This is a genomic window from Escherichia marmotae, assembly GCF_002900365.1.
Taxonomy (GTDB): Bacteria; Pseudomonadota; Gammaproteobacteria; order Enterobacterales; family Enterobacteriaceae; genus Escherichia; species Escherichia marmotae.
Map to the genome: position 1 here is coordinate 2,737,028 of NZ_CP025979.1, position 24,025 is coordinate 2,761,052.

The 24,025-nt window shown below is 49.9% G+C and carries 22 protein-coding genes; 17 read left to right on the forward strand and 5 right to left on the reverse strand.

Annotated features, from left to right (window positions below; genetic code table 11):
• Window positions 1-2: 2 nt before the first annotated feature.
• The 4 genes from mreD to csrD all read right to left on the reverse strand — a co-directional run bounded on the left by mreD (window position 3) and on the right by csrD (window position 4,915).
• Window positions 3-491, reverse strand: coding sequence for a rod shape-determining protein MreD (gene mreD, locus C1192_RS14135; protein WP_000135266.1), 489 nt, complete (start codon window positions 489-491; stop codon window positions 3-5).
• Entirely contained in the window at window positions 491-1,561 is a 1,071-nt protein-coding gene (mreC, locus tag C1192_RS14140) for a rod shape-determining protein MreC (protein ID WP_000802529.1), read from the reverse strand. Before mreC ends, mreD begins: the two co-directional genes overlap by 1 nt.
• 65 nt (window positions 1,562-1,626) lie before the next feature.
• Entirely contained in the window at window positions 1,627-2,670 is a 1,044-nt protein-coding gene (mreB, locus tag C1192_RS14145) for a rod shape-determining protein MreB (protein ID WP_000913396.1), read from the reverse strand.
• 304 nt (window positions 2,671-2,974) lie between these two features.
• Window positions 2,975-4,915, reverse strand: coding sequence for an RNase E specificity factor CsrD (csrD, locus tag C1192_RS14160; protein ID WP_038355792.1), 1,941 nt, complete (start codon window positions 4,913-4,915; stop codon window positions 2,975-2,977).
• 151 nt (window positions 4,916-5,066) lie between these two features.
• On the opposite strand from csrD, the gene acuI reads away from it, so the two are divergent.
• From acuI to C1192_RS14225, 12 genes are all read left to right on the forward strand, one after another.
• Window positions 5,067-6,041 (forward strand): acrylyl-CoA reductase (NADPH), encoded by a 975-nt coding sequence (gene acuI, locus C1192_RS14165; RefSeq protein WP_038355791.1) that lies wholly within the window; start codon window positions 5,067-5,069, stop codon window positions 6,039-6,041.
• A 97-nt stretch (window positions 6,042-6,138) separates the two neighbouring features.
• Complete coding sequence (gene msrP / locus C1192_RS14170) at window positions 6,139-7,143, forward strand: protein-methionine-sulfoxide reductase catalytic subunit MsrP (RefSeq protein ID WP_000723884.1); 1,005 nt, start codon at window positions 6,139-6,141, stop codon at window positions 7,141-7,143.
• Entirely contained in the window at window positions 7,144-7,743 is a 600-nt protein-coding gene (gene msrQ, locus C1192_RS14175; RefSeq protein WP_001240070.1) for a protein-methionine-sulfoxide reductase heme-binding subunit MsrQ, read from the forward strand. It begins immediately after the preceding gene.
• A 398-nt stretch (window positions 7,744-8,141) separates the two neighbouring features.
• The gene (accB, locus tag C1192_RS14185) at window positions 8,142-8,612 is read left to right on the forward strand and encodes an acetyl-CoA carboxylase biotin carboxyl carrier protein (RefSeq protein ID WP_000354618.1); all 471 of its coding nucleotides are present in this window, start codon (window positions 8,142-8,144) and stop codon (window positions 8,610-8,612) included.
• A gap of 10 nt (window positions 8,613-8,622) precedes the next feature.
• The gene (gene accC, locus C1192_RS14190; RefSeq protein ID WP_000884623.1) at window positions 8,623-9,972 is read left to right on the forward strand and encodes an acetyl-CoA carboxylase biotin carboxylase subunit; all 1,350 of its coding nucleotides are present in this window, start codon (window positions 8,623-8,625) and stop codon (window positions 9,970-9,972) included.
• Window positions 9,973-10,080: 108 nt separating this feature from the next.
• Window positions 10,081-10,323, forward strand: coding sequence for a YhdT family protein (locus tag C1192_RS14195; protein WP_000381177.1), 243 nt, complete (start codon window positions 10,081-10,083; stop codon window positions 10,321-10,323).
• Window positions 10,313-11,764 carry a sodium/pantothenate symporter gene (gene panF / locus C1192_RS14200; protein WP_038355790.1) on the forward strand — a complete coding sequence of 484 codons (1,452 nt, stop codon included), beginning with the start codon at window positions 10,313-10,315 and terminating at the stop codon, window positions 11,762-11,764. The genes C1192_RS14195 and panF overlap by 11 nt, the downstream gene beginning before the upstream one ends.
• An 11-nt stretch (window positions 11,765-11,775) precedes the next feature.
• A complete protein-coding gene (prmA, locus tag C1192_RS14205; protein ID WP_001145839.1) occupies window positions 11,776-12,657 on the forward strand; it encodes a 50S ribosomal protein L11 methyltransferase in 882 nt (293 codons plus the stop codon).
• A 328-nt stretch (window positions 12,658-12,985) separates the two neighbouring features.
• Window positions 12,986-13,951, forward strand: coding sequence for a tRNA dihydrouridine synthase DusB (gene dusB / locus C1192_RS14210; RefSeq protein ID WP_001219652.1), 966 nt, complete (start codon window positions 12,986-12,988; stop codon window positions 13,949-13,951).
• Between the two features lie 25 nt (window positions 13,952-13,976).
• Window positions 13,977-14,273 carry a DNA-binding transcriptional regulator Fis gene (fis, locus tag C1192_RS14215; RefSeq protein WP_000462905.1) on the forward strand — a complete coding sequence of 99 codons (297 nt, stop codon included), beginning with the start codon at window positions 13,977-13,979 and terminating at the stop codon, window positions 14,271-14,273.
• An 85-nt stretch (window positions 14,274-14,358) separates the two neighbouring features.
• On the forward strand, window positions 14,359-15,243 hold the full coding sequence (gene yhdJ / locus C1192_RS14220; RefSeq protein ID WP_038355789.1) for an adenine-specific DNA-methyltransferase: 885 nt from the start codon (window positions 14,359-14,361) through the stop codon (window positions 15,241-15,243).
• Between the two features lie 83 nt (window positions 15,244-15,326).
• On the forward strand, window positions 15,327-15,506 hold the full coding sequence (locus tag C1192_RS14225) for a DUF2556 family protein (RefSeq protein ID WP_001517193.1): 180 nt from the start codon (window positions 15,327-15,329) through the stop codon (window positions 15,504-15,506).
• A 2-nt stretch (window positions 15,507-15,508) separates the two neighbouring features.
• Here C1192_RS14225 and envR read toward each other — a convergent pair whose 3' ends face one another.
• Window positions 15,509-16,171 carry an acrEF/envCD operon transcriptional regulator gene (gene envR / locus C1192_RS14230; protein ID WP_038355788.1) on the reverse strand — a complete coding sequence of 221 codons (663 nt, stop codon included), beginning with the start codon at window positions 16,169-16,171 and terminating at the stop codon, window positions 15,509-15,511.
• A 395-nt stretch (window positions 16,172-16,566) separates the two neighbouring features.
• On the opposite strand from envR, the gene acrE reads away from it, so the two are divergent.
• The 5 genes from acrE to C1192_RS14265 all read left to right on the forward strand — a co-directional run bounded on the left by acrE (window position 16,567) and on the right by C1192_RS14265 (window position 24,017).
• Entirely contained in the window at window positions 16,567-17,724 is a 1,158-nt protein-coding gene (gene acrE / locus C1192_RS14240) for a multidrug efflux RND transporter periplasmic adaptor subunit AcrE (RefSeq protein ID WP_001517194.1), read from the forward strand.
• A gap of 11 nt (window positions 17,725-17,735) precedes the next feature.
• On the forward strand, window positions 17,736-20,840 hold the full coding sequence (gene acrF / locus C1192_RS14245; protein WP_038355787.1) for a multidrug efflux RND transporter permease subunit AcrF: 3,105 nt from the start codon (window positions 17,736-17,738) through the stop codon (window positions 20,838-20,840).
• A gap of 251 nt (window positions 20,841-21,091) precedes the next feature.
• A complete protein-coding gene (locus tag C1192_RS14250; protein ID WP_000825670.1) occupies window positions 21,092-21,313 on the forward strand; it encodes a lipoprotein in 222 nt (73 codons plus the stop codon).
• A gap of 429 nt (window positions 21,314-21,742) precedes the next feature.
• Entirely contained in the window at window positions 21,743-22,768 is a 1,026-nt protein-coding gene (locus C1192_RS14260; protein WP_038355786.1) for an amino acid ABC transporter substrate-binding protein, read from the forward strand.
• Between the two features lie 67 nt (window positions 22,769-22,835).
• The gene (locus tag C1192_RS14265; RefSeq protein WP_038355785.1) at window positions 22,836-24,017 is read left to right on the forward strand and encodes an amino acid ABC transporter permease; all 1,182 of its coding nucleotides are present in this window, start codon (window positions 22,836-22,838) and stop codon (window positions 24,015-24,017) included.
• The last annotated feature ends 8 nt before the right edge of the window (window positions 24,018-24,025 follow it).

Sequence of the window (24,025 nt, forward strand, 5' to 3'; positions counted from 1 at the left end):
CTTTATTGCACTGCAAACTGCTGACGGATTTTGCGCATCAGCAAGAAAATCCACGGCCAGAGCACACCATTGACTACACTACTCCAGAACACTTCGGGTCTGAAAGAGACGTTGATCACCAAAAACTCTGACCAGAAAACAATAATATCCACTACCAGCGAAAGCAACATGACGACCAGCGCCTGCTGCCATAATGCCAGGTTGCGGAAAAGCTGGAATTTCAGCGCTACCAGATAAGCAATGATACTCATCGACAACGCCCGTACACCGAGCGTAGAACCGCTGATCAGATCCAGTATGGCACCCATCACAAAACCTGTGCCCACATTTACGCGATGGGGCAAGGCCAGGATCCAATACAATAAAATGAGTAATACCCAGTTTGGCCGGAAAACGATGAGGTTATCCGGCCAGGGCATAATTTGTAGTAACAACGCGATGAGGAAAGAGAGCCAGATAACCCAGCGTCCCTGGCTACGATATCTCGCCACTATTGCCCTCCCGGCGCACGTGCAGGCGGTTGAGCACCACTTTGCGGCGGCGTAACCCCTTGTGGAGAGCGGTTAGTGGCAGTACCCGTTGCTGGTTGCTGCGGATCTGGCTGGGTAATTCCCGTTGCCGGTTCCGGAAGTTTTGGTCCCATTGCATCTGGCGAAGGCAACACCTGCGGCATCATTTGCATCAGGCGTTCATTAGCAACGCGATGCACTTCTTCCGGCGTCATTGGATTAGCGCCGTTACGATCCGCGCCCCACAGCAGCAACAGATAACGCAAACGTTGCAGACCCGCAGTCGGACGAGCCTGAATCACGGTATAAGCGCGCTGGGTATCGAGCTTCACGGAAGAGACGACCGCCACCGGATAACCTTCCGGGAAACGACCACCAAGACCAGATGTCACCAATACATCACCAACACGAATATCAGTATTCGCTGGCAGATGCTCAAGTTGTAAATCATCAGTACAACCGTTACCCGCTGCAATTACGCGGATATCGTTACGAAGTACCTGAATTGGCAGCGCATGGGTCGCGTCACAGATCAGCAGCACGCGGCTGGTCAGTTTTGCGACCGCTACCACCTGACCAACAACACCTTTATCGCTGATGACCGGCTGACCTTCATAAACCCCGTTAACGCTGCCTTTGTCGATAACAACCTGATCGCTGTACGGATCGTTAACCGTAGAGATAACCTGGGTCACCATCTTCTGCTCATCCTGACGCAGCGGAGAACCCAGCAGCTCGCGCAGACGCGCGTTCTCCTGTTTGTATTGTCCAAGCATCAGCAGCTCGCTGTTTTTCAACAGCAGTTCTTGACGTAACGCCCGGTTTTCAAGTTCTAGTTGATCGCGCGAGGCCAGCGTCTGCGATACGCCATCCAGCAATTCTCGAGGAGCATTAGAAATAAAGTAGAAAGGACTGACGGCGGTATCCATATAAGTACGGATTTGACTAAACGTCCCCAGGCGACTGTCGGCAATAATAACGCCGAGCGCCACCAGCACCGCCAGAATAAGGCGAATCTGTAGCGACGGGCCACGGCTAAAAATTGGCTTCATAAGTTATGCGTATTCTCGTATCAGATCAGGCAGGGTAAACAGACGCTTCCCCTGCCTGCATCCGATTACTCTTCGCTGAACAGGTCGCCGCCGTGCATGTCGATCATTTCCAGCGCCTTGCCGCCACCACGCGCCACACAGGTCAGCGGGTCTTCAGCAACAACAACTGGAATGCCGGTTTCTTCCATTAACAAACGGTCAAGGTTACGCAGCAACGCACCACCGCCAGTGAGCACCATTCCGCGCTCGGAGATGTCGGAAGCGAGTTCCGGCGGACACTGTTCCAGCGCAACCATCACCGCGCTAACGATGCCGGTCAGCGGCTCTTGCAGCGCTTCAAGGATTTCGTTGGAGTTCAGCGTAAAGCCGCGTGGCACACCTTCTGCCAGGTTACGGCCACGAACTTCGATTTCACGGACTTCATCGCCCGGATAAGCAGAACCGATTTCGTGTTTGATACGTTCTGCGGTCGCTTCACCGATCAAAGAGCCATAGTTACGGCGAACGTAGTTGATGATCGCTTCGTCGAAGCGGTCACCACCGATACGTACAGAAGAGGAGTAAACCACGCCGTTCAGAGAAATAACGGCAACTTCAGTAGTACCGCCACCGATATCAACCACCATTGAACCGGTTGCTTCAGATACCGGCAAGCCTGCACCGATTGCTGCGGCCATCGGTTCTTCAATCAGGAAGACTTCGCGGGCACCTGCGCCCTGCGCGGATTCACGAATAGCACGGCGCTCAACCTGGGTAGCACCAACCGGCACACAAACCAGAACACGCGGGCTTGGACGCATAAAGCTGTTGCTGTGCACTTGTTTGATAAAGTGCTGGAGCATCTTTTCAGTCACAAAGAAGTCAGCGATAACGCCATCTTTCATTGGGCGAATGGCAGCGATATTGCCCGGCGTGCGGCCCAGCATCTGCTTCGCGTCATGACCTACTGCAGCTACGCTTTTCGGTGAACCGGCACGATCCTGACGAATGGCCACCACGGAAGGCTCATTCAATACGATGCCTTGTCCTTTTACATAAATAAGGGTATTCGCAGTACCCAGGTCAATGGACAAGTCATTGGAAAACATGCCACGAAATTTTTTCAACATACTAAGGGATAATCCTGAAAGCTGGGGCGGAAAAGAAAATCCGCTTACTTTACCAACCACACGCAGCAGCGACAAGGCGCAAAAATCATCTGCTGAGGTGAAAATTAGTGCAGTTTGTTTCCTTTGTTACAAATCTCTACCTGAGTCCAGAGAGGCTAAATGCATCAGTAGCATTCCTCGCCTGTTTGCAACTGCGTAAGGTCATTCATCTGCATATGTGCTGCAACAATCTGGCGAACAGACAAGCACGCTCCCGTGAAACGCAGCGCGCATTATTCTACGTGAAAACGGATCAAACGGCAGGTTAAACCGAGTATCTTTGTGAATATTTTTTCACGTTAGTATCAAGTGGCTGTGAGGACGCGAAAAAATCCCCCTGTCCACCTAAAACCCCGCGCTGAATCAGGGTCTGCCACTCGCTTCGCGAACGTACGCCCGTAGCGTAAACCTGAGTGTTGGTCCCGGAACACGCTTCTACCATGCTCTGAACCAACAATTGATTCTCTGTTCGCTTCTCAATGTTTCTTACCAGCCCCGGATGGAGCTTGAGTAATTCAACATTAAGTTCTTTGATCCAACGGGTACTTACCAGCGTCAATCCGGCCTGGTTGACGGCGACCCGAACCCCTAAAGCATTCACTAAACGAATAACAGGTTGCAAGCGACCGATATGTTGACCAACATCAGCCTCTGCAAGTTCAATAATTATGCGTTTTCGTTGCGATTTTTCACATTGCATCAACGTATCGCGTAGCCAACGCTGGAAACGTGGACGAATCAACGACTCAACGGTGACCTGAATCGCCAGATTTTCTTGCGGCCAATAGCGTAGCAGCGGGATGAGGCGACTGACTTGCAGGCGGTCATACTCTTCCGATAAGCCAAACTGCAACACCATCGGCATATATTCCGCCGAGCTGACCTCTTCATTACCATCAAAGATGCGGCACATCAGCTCGCGGTGATGAACCTGCCCCTCACGGGTAACCGCCGGTTTCTGATAAAGACGCGGGCCGCCGCGGCTAAGCATTTGCTCAATGAGCGTACGCCAACGAACGTTACCGCGCCCTTTTTCAGGTAACGAGTCATCGTAAATGGCCCAACTGTTGCCGCCTTGTAATCCCGCATTGCGCGTAGCGGATTCAGCATGTTCCATCACCTGTTCGGTATCCTGCCCACTACGCCAGGCACAGATGCCGATGTGAATCATATCATCACGATCGAGCATTTTATTACTCGGTAAGGTATCAACCGCCTTGATCAATTGCCCGGCAATGCTCTCCGCCTCTTTTAATGTCCGGTGTGGCAACAGCACGGCAAAATCGCTACGGTGATAACGCGCCAGCAGCGCCCCCGGATAGCGCATCATAAATGTCGATAACAAATTTGTCAGGGTAAAGAGTTGTTCTTCAACCTGACTGTGCCCCCAGGTGTCGCTCAACATATTGAAATCCGGCAGGCGGATCATCATCACGATCCCGTGAGTCCCTACTTTCTCCTGATCTTCCAGTAACATTGCCAGTTGGTTGTCGAAAAAGAGGCGGTTATTGAGGCCAGTTTTAATATCCTGCGCAGCATAGGAACGAATCAGCGTATCGAGACGACTGTGCTGTTCGCGCGCATTCTGAATTTCGCAAAGCAGCGTATCCAGTGCACTGCTGGCCCCTGGCGGCCATTCATAGATGGTGCCCAGCACATTCGTGCCGCGCTCACCGTTTAAGATACGAGTGGCACGGGTTTCCAGCAGTTCTTGCCCGGCAAGTTGCCGTTGCAACCAGCGTACAGCCAGGAAGAGCATAATAATGATAAATCCAATCGCACCAGTGAGCGGTGCAGTGGTCATCAGCGAGTGGAAATAGTTGCCCATCGGGTCCTGATACACCAAATGCAGAGACATCCCCGGATGTTTAATCAACGGTACAGTCAGCTCGCGAAACAGATCGCTAGTACCAACCGGACGGTAGCTGCCATTGCGGGACTGGGTATAAACCTGTTTTTTATCGTGCAAAAGATCCACGCGAACGATATCCGCCGACATCATCAGTTCGCTGATTTGTGGCCTCAATGTGCTGAAGTCATTCGACACAAGATGGGTATCGATCGCCGTCGCCACTGCCTGAACACGATGACTAAACTTATACTGAATGGCGTTGTAGAAACTAAGCGAGCAGCCCAGCAGAGTCACAAAAATTGTTAACCCGGTGAGCAGCGTGACAAAGGCCGAAAATTTCGTCGTTAATCTCATCCTTGTGTTAACTCCGATAGTGAGGACGCGGGCATACCAGCAAATCAGATTTATCTCGCAATTTATTGCGCTTCATCGGCTTTGCTTTTCCATTAGCGAGTATAGTCTTCAGAAATTATTTTCCAATCCATCATGCACATGAGGACCTCTTATGCAGGCGTTACTTTTAGAACAGCAGGACGGCAAAACCCTCGCATCTGTACAGACTCTGAACGCAAGTCGCCTGCCGGAAGGCGATGTGACGGTCGATGTCCACTGGTCGAGCCTGAATTATAAAGATGCGCTGGCGATTACCGGTAAAGGAAAAATCATCCGCAATTTTCCGATGATTCCTGGCATAGACTTCGCAGGAATCGTACGCGCCAGTGAAGATCCTCGTTTTCATGCCGGTCAGGAAGTGTTACTCACCGGTTGGGGCGTTGGTGAAAACCACTGGGGCGGGCTGGCACAGCAGGCGCGCGTGAAAGGTGACTGGCTGGTTGCCATGCCGCAAGGTCTGGACGCGCGTAAAGCGATGGTTATCGGTACTGCCGGGTTTACCGCCATGCTGTGCGTAATGGCGCTGGAAGATGCCGGTATTCATCCGCAGGATGGCGAAATTGTCGTTACGGGCGCCAGCGGCGGCGTCGGCAGTACGGCCGTAGCACTGTTGCATAAGTTGGGTTATCAGGTCGTTGCCGTTTCTGGTCGTGAAAGTACCCATGAATACCTGAAAAGGTTAGGTGCCAGCCGTATTTTGCCGCGCGATGAGTTTGCTGAATCCCGTCCACTGGAAAAACAGCTTTGGGCTGGCGCGATTGATACTGTTGGCGACAAAGTGCTGGCGAAAGTACTGGCACAAATGAACTACGGTGGCTGTGTGGCAGCCTGTGGTCTGGCGGGTGGCTTTGCCCTGCCAACCACGGTAATGCCGTTCATTCTGCGTAATGTCCGTTTACAAGGGGTGGATTCAGTCATGACGCCACCAGAACGCCGCGCGCAAGCCTGGCAGCGTCTGGTCGCAGATCTACCGGAATCATTCTATTCGCAGGCAGCAAAAGAAATTTCGCTGGCAGATGCTCCGAAGTTTGCTGAAGCCATTATTAATAACCAGGTGCAAGGGCGCACATTGGTAAAAATAAGCTAAGATTTCGCACAAAATAATTTACATATCGTTAACGAATTTTAGCAGCACTTTGACATTCTCCCTGCCATAGTAATCAGGAGCATACCGGGAGTCTGTTATGAAAAAAATTCGTCAACTTACAGAAGCCGATGTCACTGCCGAATCGGCTTTTTTTATGCAACGTCGGCAGATTCTGAAAACGTTAGGCATCAGCGCTGCTGCACTTTCTCTACCAACCACTACTCATGCCGACCTGCTTAGCTGGTTTAAGGGTAACGATCGCCCGCCCGCACCCGCCGGAAAGCCATTAGAATTCAGCAGGCCTGCCGCCTGGCAAAATAACCTGCCACTGACGCCGGAAGATAAAGTTTCCGGCTATAACAACTTCTATGAGTTCGGACTGGATAAAGCCGATCCAGCGGCAAATGCCGGCAGTCTGAAAACTGATCCGTGGACGTTGAAAATCAGCGGTGAAGTCGCTAAACCGTTAACCCTCGATCATGATGCACTGACCCGTCGTTTCCCGCTGGAAGAGCGGATTTATCGTATGCGTTGCGTAGAAGCATGGTCGATGGTGGTGCCGTGGATTGGTTTTCCGCTGCACAAATTGCTGGCACTGGCAGAACCGACCAGTAACGCGAAATACGTCGCCTTCGAAACCATTTATGCGCCGGAACAGATGCCAGGCCAGCAGGACCGGTTTATTGGCGGCGGCCTGAAATATCCTTATATAGAAGGATTACGTCTCGACGAAGCGATGCATCCGCTCACACTGATGACCGTTGGTGTTTATGGCAAGGCGTTACCGCCGCAAAATGGCGCACCGGTACGGCTGATTGTGCCGTGGAAATATGGCTTTAAAGGGATTAAATCGATTGTCAGTATTAAGCTGACCCGGGAGCGTCCGCCAACCACCTGGAATCTGGCCGCGCCCGATGAATACGGCTTTTATGCCAACGTCAATCCGCATGTTGATCATCCCCGTTGGTCGCAGGCTACCGAACGGTTTATCGGTTCAGGTGGCATTCTTGATGTACAACGTCAGCCAACGCTGTTGTTTAACGGATACGCCGATCAAGTGGCGTCGCTTTATCGTGGACTGGATTTACGGGAGAATTTCTAAGTGCGACTGACAGCAAAACAAGTGACATGGCTGAAAGTTTGCCTGCATCTTGCCGGATTTTTGCCGTTTGTCTGGCTGATGTGGGCAATTAACCACGGTGGATTAAGTGCCGATCCGGTGAAAGATATTCAGCATTTTACCGGTCGGACTGCGCTGAAATTCTTGCTGGCGACCTTGTTGGTTACGCCGCTGGCGCGCTACGCTAAACAACCATTATTGATTCGCACTCGCCGCCTGTTGGGTTTATGGTGTTTCGCCTGGGCAACGCTGCACTTAACCAGTTATGCCTTGCTGGAGCTGGGAGTGAATAATCTGACGTTATTGGGTCAGGAATTAGTCACCCGACCTTATTTAACGCTCGGAATTATCAGTTGGCTGATTTTACTGGCTTTAACATTCACTTCCACGCAGGCGATGCAGCGAAACTTAGGCAAACGCTGGCAACAATTGCATAACTTCGTCTATCTTGTCGCGATCCTGGCCCCCATACATTATCTGTGGTCAGTAAAGATTATCTCACCACAGCCAATCATCTACGCTGGGCTGGCTTTACTGCTTTTAGCCTTACGTTATAAGAAGTTCCGTCAATGGTGGCGCTAATTTCATGAACTGTGCGGCTTGTTGCAAAATACGCGGCGTTGAAAGTTATTTACATGTTAGCTGTTGATTATCTTCCCTGATAAGACCAGTATTTAGCTGCCATTTGCTACGAAATCGTTATAATGTGCGACCTCGTTCTCCCTGACGCAGTTTTTGAGCTGCGGAAAAGGTGACAATGGCGAAACGAAGGTATATTTTGTTTTTTGCCGGAGAATGGCAGCAGATCGCTGCACAATGTCCGTCAAGTCTCACATTGACACTCTGGGGCAAAATAGACCGGCGTCCCGGCTGGCTGGAATTTATCGCTATGCATACAGCTACTGTCGGGGCATACGCTTTACAGACGGCGGTGAAACGCCTGTCACAATCACACTAAACAAAGAGTACGGAACCCACTCATGGATATTCGTAAGATTAAAAAACTGATCGAGCTGGTTGAAGAATCAGGCATCTCTGAACTGGAAATTTCTGAAGGCGAAGAGTCAGTACGCATCAGCCGTGCAGCACCTGCCGCAAGTTTCCCGATGATGCAACAAGCTTACGCTGCACCAATGATGCAGCAGCCAGCTCAGTCTAACGCAGCCGCTCCGGCGACCGTTCCTTCCATGGAAGCGCCAGCAGCAGCGGAAATCAGTGGTCACATCGTACGTTCCCCAATGGTTGGTACTTTCTATCGCACCCCAAGCCCGGACGCGAAAGCGTTCATCGAAGTGGGTCAGAAAGTGAACGTGGGCGATACCCTGTGCATCGTTGAAGCCATGAAAATGATGAACCAGATCGAAGCAGACAAATCCGGTACTGTGAAAGCAATTCTGGTCGAAAGTGGACAACCGGTAGAATTTGACGAGCCGCTGGTCGTCATCGAGTAACGAGGCGAACATGCTGGATAAAATTGTTATTGCCAACCGTGGCGAGATTGCATTGCGTATTCTTCGTGCCTGTAAAGAACTGGGCATCAAGACTGTCGCAGTGCACTCCAGCGCGGATCGCGACCTAAAACACGTATTACTGGCAGATGAAACGGTCTGTATTGGCCCTGCTCCGTCAGTAAAAAGCTATCTGAACATCCCGGCAATCATCAGCGCCGCTGAAATCACTGGCGCAGTAGCAATCCATCCGGGTTACGGCTTCCTTTCCGAAAACGCCAATTTTGCTGAGCAGGTTGAACGCTCTGGCTTTATCTTCATCGGCCCGAAAGCAGACACCATTCGCCTGATGGGTGACAAAGTGTCGGCAATTGCCGCGATGAAAAAAGCTGGCGTCCCTTGTGTACCAGGGTCTGACGGCCCGCTGGGCGACGATATGGATAAAAACCGCGCCATTGCTAAACGCATTGGTTACCCGGTAATTATCAAAGCTTCCGGCGGCGGCGGCGGTCGCGGTATGCGCGTAGTGCGCAGCGACGCTGAACTGGCGCAATCCATCTCCATGACGCGTGCGGAAGCGAAAGCTGCTTTCAGCAACGATATGGTTTACATGGAGAAATACCTGGAAAATCCTCGCCACGTCGAGATTCAGGTACTGGCGGACGGCCAGGGCAACGCTATCTATCTGGCTGAACGTGACTGCTCCATGCAGCGCCGTCACCAGAAAGTGGTCGAAGAAGCGCCAGCACCGGGCATTACCCCGGAACTGCGTCGCTACATTGGCGAACGTTGTGCCAAAGCGTGTGTTGATATCGGCTATCGCGGAGCAGGTACTTTCGAATTCCTGTTTGAAAACGGCGAATTCTATTTCATCGAAATGAACACCCGTATTCAGGTAGAACACCCGGTTACTGAAATGATCACCGGCGTTGACCTGATCAAAGAGCAGTTGCGTATCGCTGCCGGTCAACCGCTGTCGATCAAGCAAGAAGAAGTTCATGTTCGCGGCCATGCGGTGGAATGCCGTATCAATGCCGAAGATCCAAACACCTTCCTGCCAAGCCCGGGCAAAATCACCCGTTTCCACGCACCTGGCGGTTTTGGCGTGCGTTGGGAGTCTCATATCTACGCTGGCTACACCGTGCCGCCGTACTATGACTCAATGATCGGCAAACTGATTTGCTACGGTGAAAACCGTGATGTGGCGATTGCACGCATGAAGAATGCGCTGCAGGAGCTAATCATCGACGGTATCAAAACCAACGTTGATCTGCAGATCCGCATCATGAACGACGAGAACTTCCAGCATGGTGGCACTAACATCCACTATCTGGAGAAAAAACTCGGTCTTCAGGAAAAATAAGACTGCAACAGCGTCAAAAGGCCGGATTTTCCGGCCTTTTTTATTTCTGGGGATCGGCAAGCCCCATAAGGTACAATCCCCGCTTTCTTCACCCATCAGGGACAAAAAATGGACACTCGTTTTGTTCAGGCTCATAAAGAGGCGCGCTGGGCGCTGGGGCTGACCCTTTTGTATCTGCTTGTTTGGTTAGTAGCTGCTTACTTACCTGGCGTTGCCCCCGGTTTTACCGGTTTTCCGCGCTGGTTTGAGATGGCCTGCATCCTGACGCCGCTGCTGTTTATTGGACTGTGCTGGGCGATGGTGAAATTTATCTATCGCGATATTCCGCTGGAGGATGACGATGCAGCTTGAAGTGATTCTACCGCTGGTCGCCTATCTGGTGGTGGTGTTCGGGATTTCGGTTTATGCGATGCGTAAACGGAACACGGGCACTTTCCTGAATGAGTATTTCCTCGGCAGCCGCTCTATGGGCGGTATTGTGCTGGCGATGACGCTCACCGCAACCTATATCAGCGCCAGTTCGTTTATCGGCGGACCCGGCGCTGCTTATAAATACGGGCTGGGCTGGGTATTGCTGGCGATGATTCAGCTACCTGCTGTCTGGCTTTCGCTCGGTATTCTCGGCAAGAAGTTCGCTATTCTCGCGCGCCGCTACAATGCGGTAACGCTGAACGATATGCTGTTTGCCCGCTACCAGAGCCGTTTGCTGGTGTGGCTGGCGAGTTTGAGTTTGCTGGTAGCATTCGTTGGTGCAATGACCGTGCAGTTTATCGGCGGTGCGCGTCTACTGGAAACCGCTGCTGGCATTCCTTATGAAACCGGCCTGCTGATTTTCGGCATCAGCATTGCGTTGTATACCGCCTTTGGTGGCTTTCGCGCCAGTGTGCTGAACGACACTATGCAAGGGCTGGTGATGCTGATTGGCACCATTGTGCTACTGGTCGGCGTGGTCCATGCTGCTGGCGGCTTAAGCAACGCAGTAGAGACGCTACAATCCATTGATCCGCAACTGGTAACACCACAAGGCGCTGATGATATTCTGTCGCCTGCCTTCATGACTTCGTTCTGGGTTCTGGTGTGCTTTGGGGTGATTGGCCTGCCGCATACCGCGGTGCGCTGTATCTCTTATAAAGACAGCAAAGCGGTACATCGGGGGATCATCATCGGTACAATTGTGGTGGCGATCCTGATGTTTGGTATGCATCTGGCTGGCGCGTTAGGCCGCGCGGTGACCCCTGATCTCACCGTGCCGGATCTGGTGATCCCAACGTTGATGGTAAAAGTGTTGCCGCCGTTTGCTGCCGGGATCTTCCTTGCCGCCCCAATGGCCGCGATTATGTCGACGATCAATGCCCAATTGCTGCAAAGTTCCGCTACGATCATTAAAGATCTCTATCTGAATATCCGTCCGGAACAAATGCAAAACGAGACGCGTCTGAAGCGGATGTCGGCGGTGATTACGTTGGTTCTCGGCGCGTTGCTGCTGCTTGCCGCCTGGAAGCCGCCAGAAATGATCATCTGGTTAAATTTGCTGGCCTTCGGTGGTCTTGAAGCCGTCTTCCTGTGGCCATTGGTGCTGGGCCTTTACTGGGAACACGCTAACGCCAAAGGCGCGCTAAGCGCGATGATCGTCGGCGGCGTGCTGTATGCCGTACTTGCAACCCTGAATATTCAGTACCTGGGCTTCCACCCTATCGTGCCCTCGTTACTGCTAAGTTTGCTGGCTTTCCTGGTCGGAAACCGTTTCGGTACATCCGTCCCGCAAGCTACCGTTTTGACTACTGATAAATAAAGAGTTTTGCCATGCCTTGGATCCAACTGAAACTGAACACCACCGGCGCGAATGCAGAAGATCTTAGCGATGCGCTGATGGAAGCCGGTGCCGTTTCTATCACTTTTCAGGATACCCACGATACGCCAGTGTTTGAGCCACTGCCGGGCGAAACTCGCCTGTGGGGCGACACCGATGTGATTGGTCTGTTTGACGCAGAAACAGACATGAATGAAGTTGTGGCGATTCTGGAAAACCATCCGCTACTCGGCGCGGGCTTCGCGCATAAAATCGAGCAACTGGAGGATAAAGACTGGGAACGCGAGTGGATGGATAATTTCCACCCGATGCGCTTTGGCGAACGTCTGTGGATCTGTCCAAGCTGGCGCGATGTACCAGACGAAAATGCTGTCAACGTGATGTTAGATCCGGGTCTGGCGTTTGGTACGGGCACTCATCCAACCACCTCTCTGTGCCTGCAATGGCTCGACAGCCTCGATTTAACCGGTAAAACGGTCATCGACTTTGGCTGTGGTTCCGGCATTCTGGCTATCGCGGCGCTGAAGTTGGGCGCAGCAAAAGCTATTGGTATTGATATCGACCCACAGGCCATTCAGGCCAGCCGCGACAATGCTGAACGTAATGGTGTTTCTGATCGACTGGAACTCTATCTCCCGAAAGATCAGCCTGAAGCAATGAAGGCCGACGTGGTGGTCGCTAACATTCTCGCAGGCCCGTTACGTGAACTGGCACCGTTAATCAGCGTCCTGCCGGTTTCAGGCGGTTTACTGGGCCTTTCCGGTATCCTGGCAAGCCAGGCAGAGAGCGTTTGTGAAGCGTATGCCGATAGCTTCACGCTCGACCCGGTTGTGGAAAAAGAAGAGTGGTGTCGCATTACCGGTCGTAAGAATTAACCTTCACAATGCGGCATAGTGGTGTAGCGCGAAGTGCGAGCAACATCACAAAAGGCACGTTAATTTGCTGATTATCTGAGCAAATTAACGTCCCTGAATTTTCATTCATAAAGAAAAATTGAGAACTTACTCAAATTTCTTTGAGTGCAAATTTTAGCCACTTGTTTCTAATGTGATGATTTTTATGACTAATTATTCCTCGGCGTTCATTTTAAATGCAATTCTTTGATCCATCTCAGAGGATTGGTCAAAGTTTGGCCTTTCATCTCGTGCAAAAAATGCGTAATATACGCCGCCTTGCAGTCACAGTATGGTCATTTCTTAACTCATGCGCATCGGACAATATCAGCTCAGAAATCGCCTGATCGCAGCGCCCATGGCTGGCATTACAGACAGACCTTTTCGGACGTTGTGCTACGAGATGGGAGCCGGATTGACAGTATCCGAGATGATGTCTTCTAACCCTCAGGTTTGGGAAAGCGACAAATCTCGTTTACGGATGGTGCACATTGATGAACCCGGTATTCGCACCGTGCAAATTGCCGGTAGCGATCCGAAAGAAATGGCGGATGCTGCACGTATTAACGTGGAAAGCGGTGCCCAAATTATTGATATCAATATGGGTTGCCCGGCTAAAAAAGTGAATCGCAAGCTCGCAGGCTCAGCCCTCTTGCAGTACCCGGATGTCGTTAAATCGATCCTTACCGAGGTCGTCAATGCAGTGGACGTTCCTGTCACTCTGAAGATTCGCACCGGTTGGGCGCCGGAACACCGTAACTGCGAAGAGATTGCCCAACTGGCTGAAGACTGTGGCATTCAGGCTCTGACCATTCATGGTCGTACACGCGCCTGTTTGTTCAATGGAGAAGCTGAATACGACAGTATTCGGGCAGTTAAGCAGAAAGTTTCCATTCCGGTTATCGCGAATGGCGACATTACTGACCCGCTTAAAGCCAGAGCTGTGCTCGACTATACAGGGGCGGATGCCCTGATGATAGGCCGCGCAGCTCAGGGAAGACCCTGGATCTTTCGGGAAATCCAGCATTATCTGGACACTGGGGAGTTGCTGCCCCCGCTGCCTTTGGCAGAGGTTAAGCGCTTGCTTTGCGCGCATGTTCGGGAACTGCATGACTTTTATGGTCCGGCGAAAGGTTACCGAATTGCACGTAAACACGTTTCCTGGTATCTCCAGGAACACGCTCCAAATGACCAGTTTCGGCGCACATTCAACGCCATTGAGGATGCCAGCGAACAGCTGGAGGCGTTGGAGGCATACTTCGAAAATTTTGCGTAAACAGAAATAAAGAGCTGACAGAACTATGTTCGAACAACGCGTAAATTCTGACGTACTGACCGTTTCTACCGTTAACTCTCAGGATCAGGTAACCCAAAAACCCCTGCGTGACTCGGTTAAACAGGCACTGAAGAACTATTTTGCTCAACTGAATGGTCAGGATGTTAATGACCTCTATGAGCTGGTACTGGCTGAAGTAGAACAGCCCCTGTTGGACATGGTGATGCAATACACCCGTGGTAATCAGACCCGTGCTGCGCTGATGATGGGCATCAACCGTGGTACACTGCGTAAAAAACTGAAAAAGTACGGCATGAACTAATTCAGGTTAGCTAAATGCTTGATTAAAAAGGCGCTACTCGGCATGGGGAAGCGCCTTTTTTATAGGCGTCACAAAGGGAGTGACCATGAGAACAGGATGTGAACCCACCCGGTTTGGCGATGAAACAAAAACGATCATTCAGGGTGATGCATTAGCCGAGCTAAAAAAAATCCCCACCGGGAGCATCGATCTGATCTTTGCAGACCCGCCTTATAACATCGGCAAAAATTTTGATGGTCTGATCGAAGCATGGAAAGAAGAGCTGTTTATTAACTGGCTATTTGAAGTGATTGCAGAGTGCCACCGCATCCTTAAAAAACAGGGCTGCATGTACATCATGAACAGCACCGAAAACATGCCCTTTATCGATATCCAGTGTCGCAAACTTTTTACCATCAAAAGTCGCATCGTCTGGTCATATGACAGTTCTGGGGTACAGGCGAAGAAACACTACGGCTCCATGTACGAACCTATCCTGATGATGGTGAAAGACGCAAAGAACTACACATTTAACAGCGATGCTATTCTGGTAGAAGCCAAAACCGGATCGCAGCGCGCGTTGATCGATTATCGTAAAAATCCTCCGCAGCCTTACAATAATCAAAAAGTACCGGGCAACGTCTGGGATTTTCCGCGCGTGCGTTATTTGATGGATGAATATGAAAACCATCCGACGCAAAAGCCGGAAGCATTGCTGAAACGCATTATTCTCGCCTCTTCAAACCCTGGAGATATCGTTCTCGACCCGTTTGCGGGCAGTTTTACCACCGGCGCGGTCGCCGTCACAACCGGGCGAAAATTCATTGGTATTGAGATTAACAGCGAGTACATCAAGATGGGGCTCCGACGACTGGGTATCGCGTCACATTACTCCGTGGAAGAGCTGGCGAAAGTAAAAAAAAGAAAGACCGGCAACCTGTCAAAACGATGCCGGGTCAGCGAAGTTGACCCCGATCTCATTGCAAAGTAAAGGAAGTGTAAGCCTGGTTTTCAGATTATTCATTTCGTGTATATTTCCTGCCAGACTTGGTTAAACATGCACAGGCTCAGGTAATGATTCGCAAGTATTGGTGGCTCGTCGTTTTCGCTGTCTCCGTTTTTCTGTTTGATACTTTACTGATGCAATGGATTGAGCTGTTGGCTACAGAAACAGACAAATGCCGCAATATGAATTCGGTTAACCCTCTAAAACTGGTTAACTGTGATGAACTGGATTTCTACAACAGAATGTAAGCTTATACGATATCTAATTCATTTGTTTTATGAATTAGTTTTGCTACATTTTTATTTGGTATGAACATTCTTAATACGTTATCGACTAAGGCGGGTGCGTGTTTATAAAGATCGTAACCCGCCATATTCATTAACCAGTTTTTGACAATTCCGCAGAAAGCACCCTCAATAATAATCATCACTACATCTAAATCGAGATTATTTTCCACACAGCCTTGTTGCTGACATGCCTGCAATATTTCGCGCAGAATCTGCGGATTAAAACCCATCTTCTCGCGTATTACGGCCTCTGCCAGCATCTCATCATTAAATTCACATTTGTGATATAAAATTTGCAGTAATGCTTGTTGGCGTGGAATTTCGGCAATATATTGCAAGCCAACAATCAGTTTTTCACGCAATTGCTGAAACGGGTTATGCTCTGCCCCTGCCGTCAACCGCTCCTGAATTAACTCCCGCAATGAAGGCTGTTGCAGCCACATCTCATTAAACAGTTGGGTCTTGTTTTCGAAATGCCAGTAGATAGCGCCACGCGTGACGTTGGCAGCGTCAGCGATATCATTGAGCGTCGTCTTGCTTACACCATGCTGCGCAAACTGGGCGATGGCGGTTTCAATCAGTTCTTGCCGGGTCTTCAGAGCTTCAGCTTTGGTTCTTTTTGCCATGATTAATTATTCAGGAAATAAATACATTAGACATAAAGGAAATAATGAAAGGTAATGTATCACCCAATATTTATTTATACGAGAGGCTAAAATTCACCTGCTATAAATCGTCAAATAAACAAAATCCATTATTGACGTAGAATACATTTATTTAATGAATGTACGTTTCAATTTGCGTCAAAACAATTCCTCTCCCTTCAATTCACATCAAAACAAAACATTAGAACATGAATCTATTTTTGTGTTTATGTGCCTTGAGAGGCCAGTATTCATAACTATTTATTACATCGCCGGACGATAATTTGTAGGATAGCGAACTGTATTTTTATTTCTGCGAGTTAACGCGTTGCCTTTTTCTGGCAAATAACGCGCTTTTGTTTTTTTGAGGAATAGTAATGACGAAATATGCCAGGTTTTTCCTCCTGCCCCCCTTTATCATGATCTCCGCAGCGTTAATCGCGGGTTGCAACGATAAGGGAGAAGAGAAAGTTCACGTCGGTGAACCGCAGGTTACCGTTCATGTTGTGAAAACTGCCCCGTTAGAAGTTAAAACTGAATTACCTGGCCGTACCAACGCTTTCCGTATTGCCGAAGTTCGCCCACAGGTTAACGGGATCGTACTAAATCGTAATTTCACTGAAGGCAGCGATGTGCAAGCAGGTCAGTCCCTGTACCAGATTGATCCAGCGACCTATCAGGCAAGTTATGACAGTGCGAAAGGTGAACTGGCGAAAAGTGAAGCCGCCGCTTCCATCGCGCATTTGACGGTAAAACGTTACGTTCCGCTCGTGGGCACAAAATACATCAGTCAGCAGGAGTACGATCAGGCCATTGCTGATGCCCGCCAGGCCGATGCCGCCGTGATTGCCGCAAAAGCCACGGTCGAAAGCGCCCGCATCAATCTCGCTTATACCAAAGTAACCGCGCCAATTAGCGGACGTATCGGCAAATCGACTGTGACCGAAGGTGCTCTCGTCACTAACGGGCAAACGACTGAACTGGCGACTGTCCAGCAACTCGATCCTATCTACGTCGATGTGACCCAATCAAGCAACGATTTCATGAGACTGAAGCAGTCCGTAGAGCAAGGAAATTTACATAAGGAAAACACCACCAGCAACGTAGAGCTGGTCATGGAAAACGGTCAAACTTATCCCCTGAAAGGCACACTGCAATTCTCCGATGTGACCGTGGATGAAAGCACTGGTTCCATAACCCTACGTGCGGTTTTCCCTAACCCACAGCATACGCTTCTGCCGGGTATGTTTGTGCGCGCCCGGATTGATGAAGGTGTACAACCTGATGCCATTCTTATTCCGCAACAAGGCGTCAGCCGCACACCGCGTGGCGATGCAACCGTGCTGATTGTGAATGAGAAAAGTCAGGTTGAAGCGCGTCCAGTCGTTGCCAGCCAGGCGATTGGCGATAAATGGTTAATTAGCGAAGGGCTGAAATCTGGCGATCAAGTCATTGTCAGCGGTCTGCAAAAAGCGCGTCCGGGAGAACAGGTTAAAGCCACGACCGATACCCCCGCAGATACTGCGTCGAAGTAAGGCAATCAGACATGGCAAACTTTTTTATTCGACGACCGATATTTGCATGGGTGCTGGCCATTATTCTGATGATGGCAGGCGTACTGGCGATCCTACAATTACCTATCGCCCAATACCCAACCATTGCGCCGCCTGCGGTTTCTGTTTCGGCAAACTATCCGGATGCTGATGCACAGACCGTACAGGATACGGTGACGCAGATTATCGAACAGAATATGAATGGTATCGATAATCTGATGTATATGTCCTCCACCAGCGATTCCGCTGGTAGCGTAACAATTACCCTCACTTTCCAGTCAGGGACAGATCCAGATATCGCGCAAGTCCAGGTGCAGAACAAACTCCAACTTGCCACGCCGTTGCTGCCGCAGGAAGTTCAACAACAGGGGATTAGCGTTGAAAAGTCCAGTAGCAGTTATTTGATGGTGGCAGGTTTTGTCTCTGATAATCCCAGTACCACTCAGGACGATATCTCGGACTATGTGGCCTCTAACGTTAAAGATACGCTTAGCCGCCTGAATGGCGTTGGTGACGTGCAACTCTTTGGCGCACAGTATGCGATGCGTATCTGGCTGGACGCCGACCTGCTAAACAAATATAAACTGACACCGGTTGATGTGATTAACCAGTTGAAAGTGCAGAACGATCAGATAGCTGCCGGGCAACTGGGCGGAACACCAGCGTTGCCTGGGCAACAGTTGAACGCCTCGATTATTGCTCAGACCCGGTTAAAAAATCCGGAAGAGTTCAGCAAAGTCACCCTGCGCGTGAACAGCGACGGTTCAGTGGTTCGCCTGAAAGATGTCGCCCGTGTTGAGCTTGGTGGTGAAAACTATAACGTCATCGCCCGTATCAACGGTAAACCGGCAGCGGGTCTGGGTATTAAACTAGCCACTGGCGCGAACGCCCTCGATACGGCGAAAGCCATTAAGGCGAAACTGGCAGAATTACAGCCATTCTTCCCGCAGGGAATGAAGGTTCTCTACCCTTATGACACCACGCCATTCGTCCAGCTTTCTATTCACGAAGTGGTAAAAACGCTGGTTGAAGCCATTATCCTGGTGTTTCTGGTGATGTATCTGTTCTTGCAGAATATGCGAGCAACGCTGATCCCCACCATTGCTGTGCCCGTAGTGCTGTTAGGGACGTTTGCCATCCTCGCCGCTTTTGGTTACTCCATCAACACACTAACAATGTTTGGAATGGTGCTTGCCATCGGGCTGCTCGTCGATGATGCGATAGTGGTGGTAGAGAACGTCGAGCGCGTGATGATGGAGGATAATCTCCCGCCAAAAGAAGCGACGGAAAAATCGATGTCGCAAATTCAGGGCGCACTGGTGGGTATTGCGATGGTGCTGTCAGCGGTTTTTATTCCGATGGCATTCTTCGGCGGTTCCACAGGGGCAATTTATCGCCAGTTTTCTATCACCATTGTTTCGGCAATGGCGCTTTCCGTACTGGTGGCATTGATTCTCACCCCTGCATTATGCGCAACGCTACTCAAACCAGTCTCTGCCGAACATCACGATAAAAAGAGCGGTTTCTTCGGCTGGTTTAATACCACTTTCGATCATAGCGTTAACCACTATACCAATAGCGTTGGCAAAATCCTCGGTTCCACAGGGCGATATTTACTGATCTATGCGCTGATAGTTGCCGGAATGGTAGTGTTGTTTTTACGTCTCCCTTCTTCCTTTTTGCCGGAAGAAGATCAGGGGGTCTTTCTGACCATGATTCAACTTCCTGCTGGCGCGACGCAAGAGCGGACGCAAAAAGTGTTGGATCAAGTGACGGATTACTATCTGAAGAACGAGAAAGCGAACGTTGAAAGCGTCTTTACGGTTAACGGATTTAGCTTCAGCGGCCAGGCACAAAACGCCGGGATGGCCTTCGTTAGCCTGAAACCGTGGGAAAAGCGTGGTGGCGATGAAAACAGCGCGGAAGCAGTTATCCACCGCGCCAAAATGGAGCTGGGCAAGATCCGCGACGGTTTTGTCATTCCGTTCAATATGCCAGCCATTGTTGAACTGGGCACAGCAACGGGATTCGACTTTGAGTTAATCGATCAGGCCGGTCTGGGGCACGATGCCCTAACCCAGGCCCGCAACCAGTTGCTTGGTATGGCGGCGCAACATCCTGACAGCTTAGTCAGTGTACGTCCCAATGGTCTGGAAGATACCGCGCAGTTCAAACTTGAAGTTGACCAAGAAAAGGCACAGGCATTAGGCGTTTCGCTTTCTGATATCAATCAGACCATTTCTACGGCGTTGGGCGGAACTTACGTTAACGACTTCATCGACCGTGGACGAGTAAAAAAAGTGTACGTTCAGGCTGATGCAAAATTCCGTATGCTGCCAGAAGATGTCGATAAACTTTATGTCCGCAGCGCCAACGGTGAAATGGTGCCATTCTCTGCCTTTACCACTGCACATTGGGTGTATGGTTCTCCGCGACTGGAACGCTACAACGGCCTGCCTTCAATGGAGATTCAGGGGGAAGCCGCGCCAGGAACCAGTTCCGGTGATGCGATGGCGCTGATGGAAAATCTTGCGTCAAAATTACCTGCCGGCATTGGTTATGACTGGACGGGGATGTCGTATCAGGAACGCTTATCGGGTAACCAGGCTCCTGCCCTGGTAGCAATCTCCTTCCTGGTGGTTTTCCTGTGCCTTGCGGCGCTCTATGAAAGCTGGTCAATTCCCGTCTCGGTTATGCTGGTCGTGCCATTAGGGATTGTCGGCGTACTGCTGGCTGCAACACTCTTTAATCAGAAAAATGACGTTTATTTTATGGTGGGCTTGTTAACGACAATTGGCTTATCAGCCAAAAACGCCATTTTGATTGTTGAGTTCGCCAAAGACCTGATGGAGAAAGAAAGTAAAGGCGTTATCGAAGCAACGCTAATGGCGGTGCGCATGCGTCTGCGACCTATCCTGATGACATCCCTCGCATTTATACTCGGCGTGTTGCCGCTGGCTATCAGTAACGGTGCCGGGAGCGGCGCTCAGAACGCAGTGGGTATCGGTGTAATGGGTGGCATGGTCTCTGCAACATTGCTGGCTATTTTCTTCGTGCCGGTGTTCTTTGTCGTGATCCGCCGTTGCTTCAAAGGGTAAATCAGAAACATAAAGGCGTCTTCGACGCCTTTTAAATTTTCTGGAAAAATGAGAATAATTAATAGGATAAGCATTATTTTTTCTATAACCAGCAACTCATTTGCACCTTCTCCCTTCACTATTTTTACAATTCACATAATTTGTCATTATTCATCCTAAAAGAATTATAACTACCAATGATAAAATAATATCCAGATCGTTAATAAGAGAATTCACTTATTACGCGATAGCGTTATTATTGAGGTAACATCATGAAAAGATTAATTTCTGTGGCATTGCTCACCGCATTGCTGGCGGGTTGTGCTCACGATTCCCCTTGCGTTCCGGTTTATGACGATCAGGGCCGTCTGGTTCACACCAATACCTGTATGAAAGGTACGACGCAGGATAACTGGGAAACTGCCGGAGCTATTGCTGGCGGGGCAGCGGCTGTCGCTGGCCTGACAATGGGGATTATTGCTCTGTCAAAATAACTGAACAGAGCGCGGACTTCCGCGCTCTGTTTAACGATACAGAATCTTTCTATACGTTAAACATTGCTATATTCCGCTGGCTAATTCCCTTTTAATTAAGCATTTTATCTCGTCGCTTGCCTTTCTATCGAAATAACGCATGAATTTATTTTTCAATAACATCATCCCTTCTGATACTCACGCTAATAATCATTATTCTGCTTAGTAAAATACGCGTAAATATTTTGCGCCAAAATGTGGCGCATGTTTCATTTTCGCACCATTGCGGGGCGCTGTTTCTATTATTTCCTGTCTACACTCTGCTTATTGCGTCGCGGAATCGTGCGCAAAAACTGGCACTACTTTTGCTTATAAGAGGATGGCCACAGACAGGTAAAAAACGTTTCCCAAACGTTCTATAACGATAATTTTCGCCTTACAGGAAGCATTATGAAAAAGATGATGATAGCCACACTGGCTGCCGCCAGCGTGCTGCTTGCCGTTGCAAATCAGGCGCATGCTGGCGCGACGCTCGATGCTGTAAAGAAAAAAGGTTTTGTGCAATGCGGGATCAGCGACGGATTACCGGGGTTCTCTTATGCTGATGCAGACGGTAAGTTTTCTGGTATTGATGTTGATGTTTGTCGTGGTGTTGCCGCTGCTGTATTTGGCGACGACACGAAAGTGAAATATACGCCGCTCACCGCAAAAGAACGCTTTACTGCATTGCAATCCGGAGAAGTGGACTTACTCTCCCGTAATACGACCTGGACTTCATCTCGCGACGCAGGCATGGGAATGGTATTTACTGCCGTCACTTATTACGACGGCATTGGTTTCCTGACACATGACAAAGCAGGGTTAAAAAGCGCGAAGGAACTTGATGGCGCAACTGTCTGTATTCAGGCGGGTACGGATACTGAACTCAACGTTGCCGATTACTTCAAGGCAAACAATATGAAGTACACGCCAGTGACTTTCGATCGCTCTGACGAATCCGCGAAGGCACTGGAGTCTGGTCGCTGCGATACTCTGGCTTCGGATCAATCACAACTGTATGCCTTGCGTATCAAATTAAGTAACCCTGCCGAATGGATTGTTCTGCCGGAAGTTATCTCTAAAGAACCGCTTGGCCCGGTGGTTCGTCGTGGCGATGACGAATGGTTTTCTATTGTTCGCTGGACCCTGTTCGCCATGCTGAATGCTGAAGAGATGGGCGTTAATTCACAGAACGTCGATGAAAAAGCAGCAAATCCGGCAACACCAGATATGGCGCACCTGCTGGGTAAAGAAGGCGATTACGGTAAGGATCTGAAACTGGATAACAAGTGGGCCTACAACATCATCAAACAGGTAGGTAATTACTCGGAAATTTTTGAGCGCAACGTCGGCTCCGAAAGTCCGCTGAAAATTAAACGGGGTCAAAATAACCTCTGGAATAACGGTGGCATCCAATATGCACCGCCCGTGCGTTAAGTAAGTGTGAGGTAACGAGCGTCGCTACAGCGGCGCTCTCTTTAGCGTTATGGTTTTCGAGGTTTCTATGTCTCATCGCCGCCCAACTGTTAAAGGCTCACTCTCCTTTGCCAACCCTGTGGTTCGCGCCTGGTTATTCCAAATCCTTGCCGTTGTTGCCGTCGTCGGCATTGTTAGTTGGCTATTTCACAATACCGTGACGAATCTAAGCAATCGTGGCATTACATCAGGGTTTGCCTTTCTTGATCGTGACGCTGGCTTCGGTATCGTCCAGCATTTGATCGATTACCAGCAGGGCGATACCTACGGACGCGTTTTTATTGTCGGTTTGCTCAATACGCTACTGGTTTCAGCATTGTGTATTGTGTTCGCTTCTGTTCTGGGCTTCTTTATTGGATTAGCGCGACTTTCAGAGAACTGGTTACTGCGAAAGTTATCCACAATTTATATTGAGATCTTCCGTAATATTCCGCCGCTGTTGCAAATCTTCTTCTGGTACTTTGCCGTGTTGCGCAATTTGCCCGGACCGCGACAGGCAGTGAGTGCGTTTGATCTGGCCTTTTTGAGCAATCGCGGGCTTTACATTCCCTCACCGCAACTGGGAGATGGATTTCTTGCGTTTATCGTGACCGTTGTGATGGCTATAGCCATTTCTGTTGGGCTATTTCGCTTCAACAAAACGTACCAGATAAAAACCGGTCAACTACGTCGCACATGGCCTGTCGCCGCTGTGATGATCATTGGTTTACCTTTGCTGGCGCAATGGCTTTTTGGCACAGCACTTCACTGGAACATTCCAGCCCTACAAGGGTTTAACTTCCGCGGTGGTATGGTGCTGATCCCTGAACTGGCTGCCTTAACGTTGGCGCTTTCGGTCTATACCTCTGCATTTATCGCTGAGATTATCCGCGCAGGGATTCAGGCTGTGCCTTATGGCCAACACGAAGCAGCCCGATCGCTGGGATTACCCAATACTGTCACACTACGTCAGGTGATTATTCCGCAGGCGCTGCGGGTGATTATTCCTCCGTTAACCAGCCAGTATCTCAACATCGTCAAAAACTCTTCTCTTGCCGCCGCTATTGGCTATCCGGATATGGTTTCACTGTTTGCCGGCACCGTGCTTAACCAGACCGGGCAGGCCATCGAGACGATAGCCATGACCATGTCGGTCTATCTGATTATCAGCCTGACTATCTCACTGCTGATGAATATCTATAACCGCCGTATCGCAATCGTTGAACGCTAAGGAGTCAT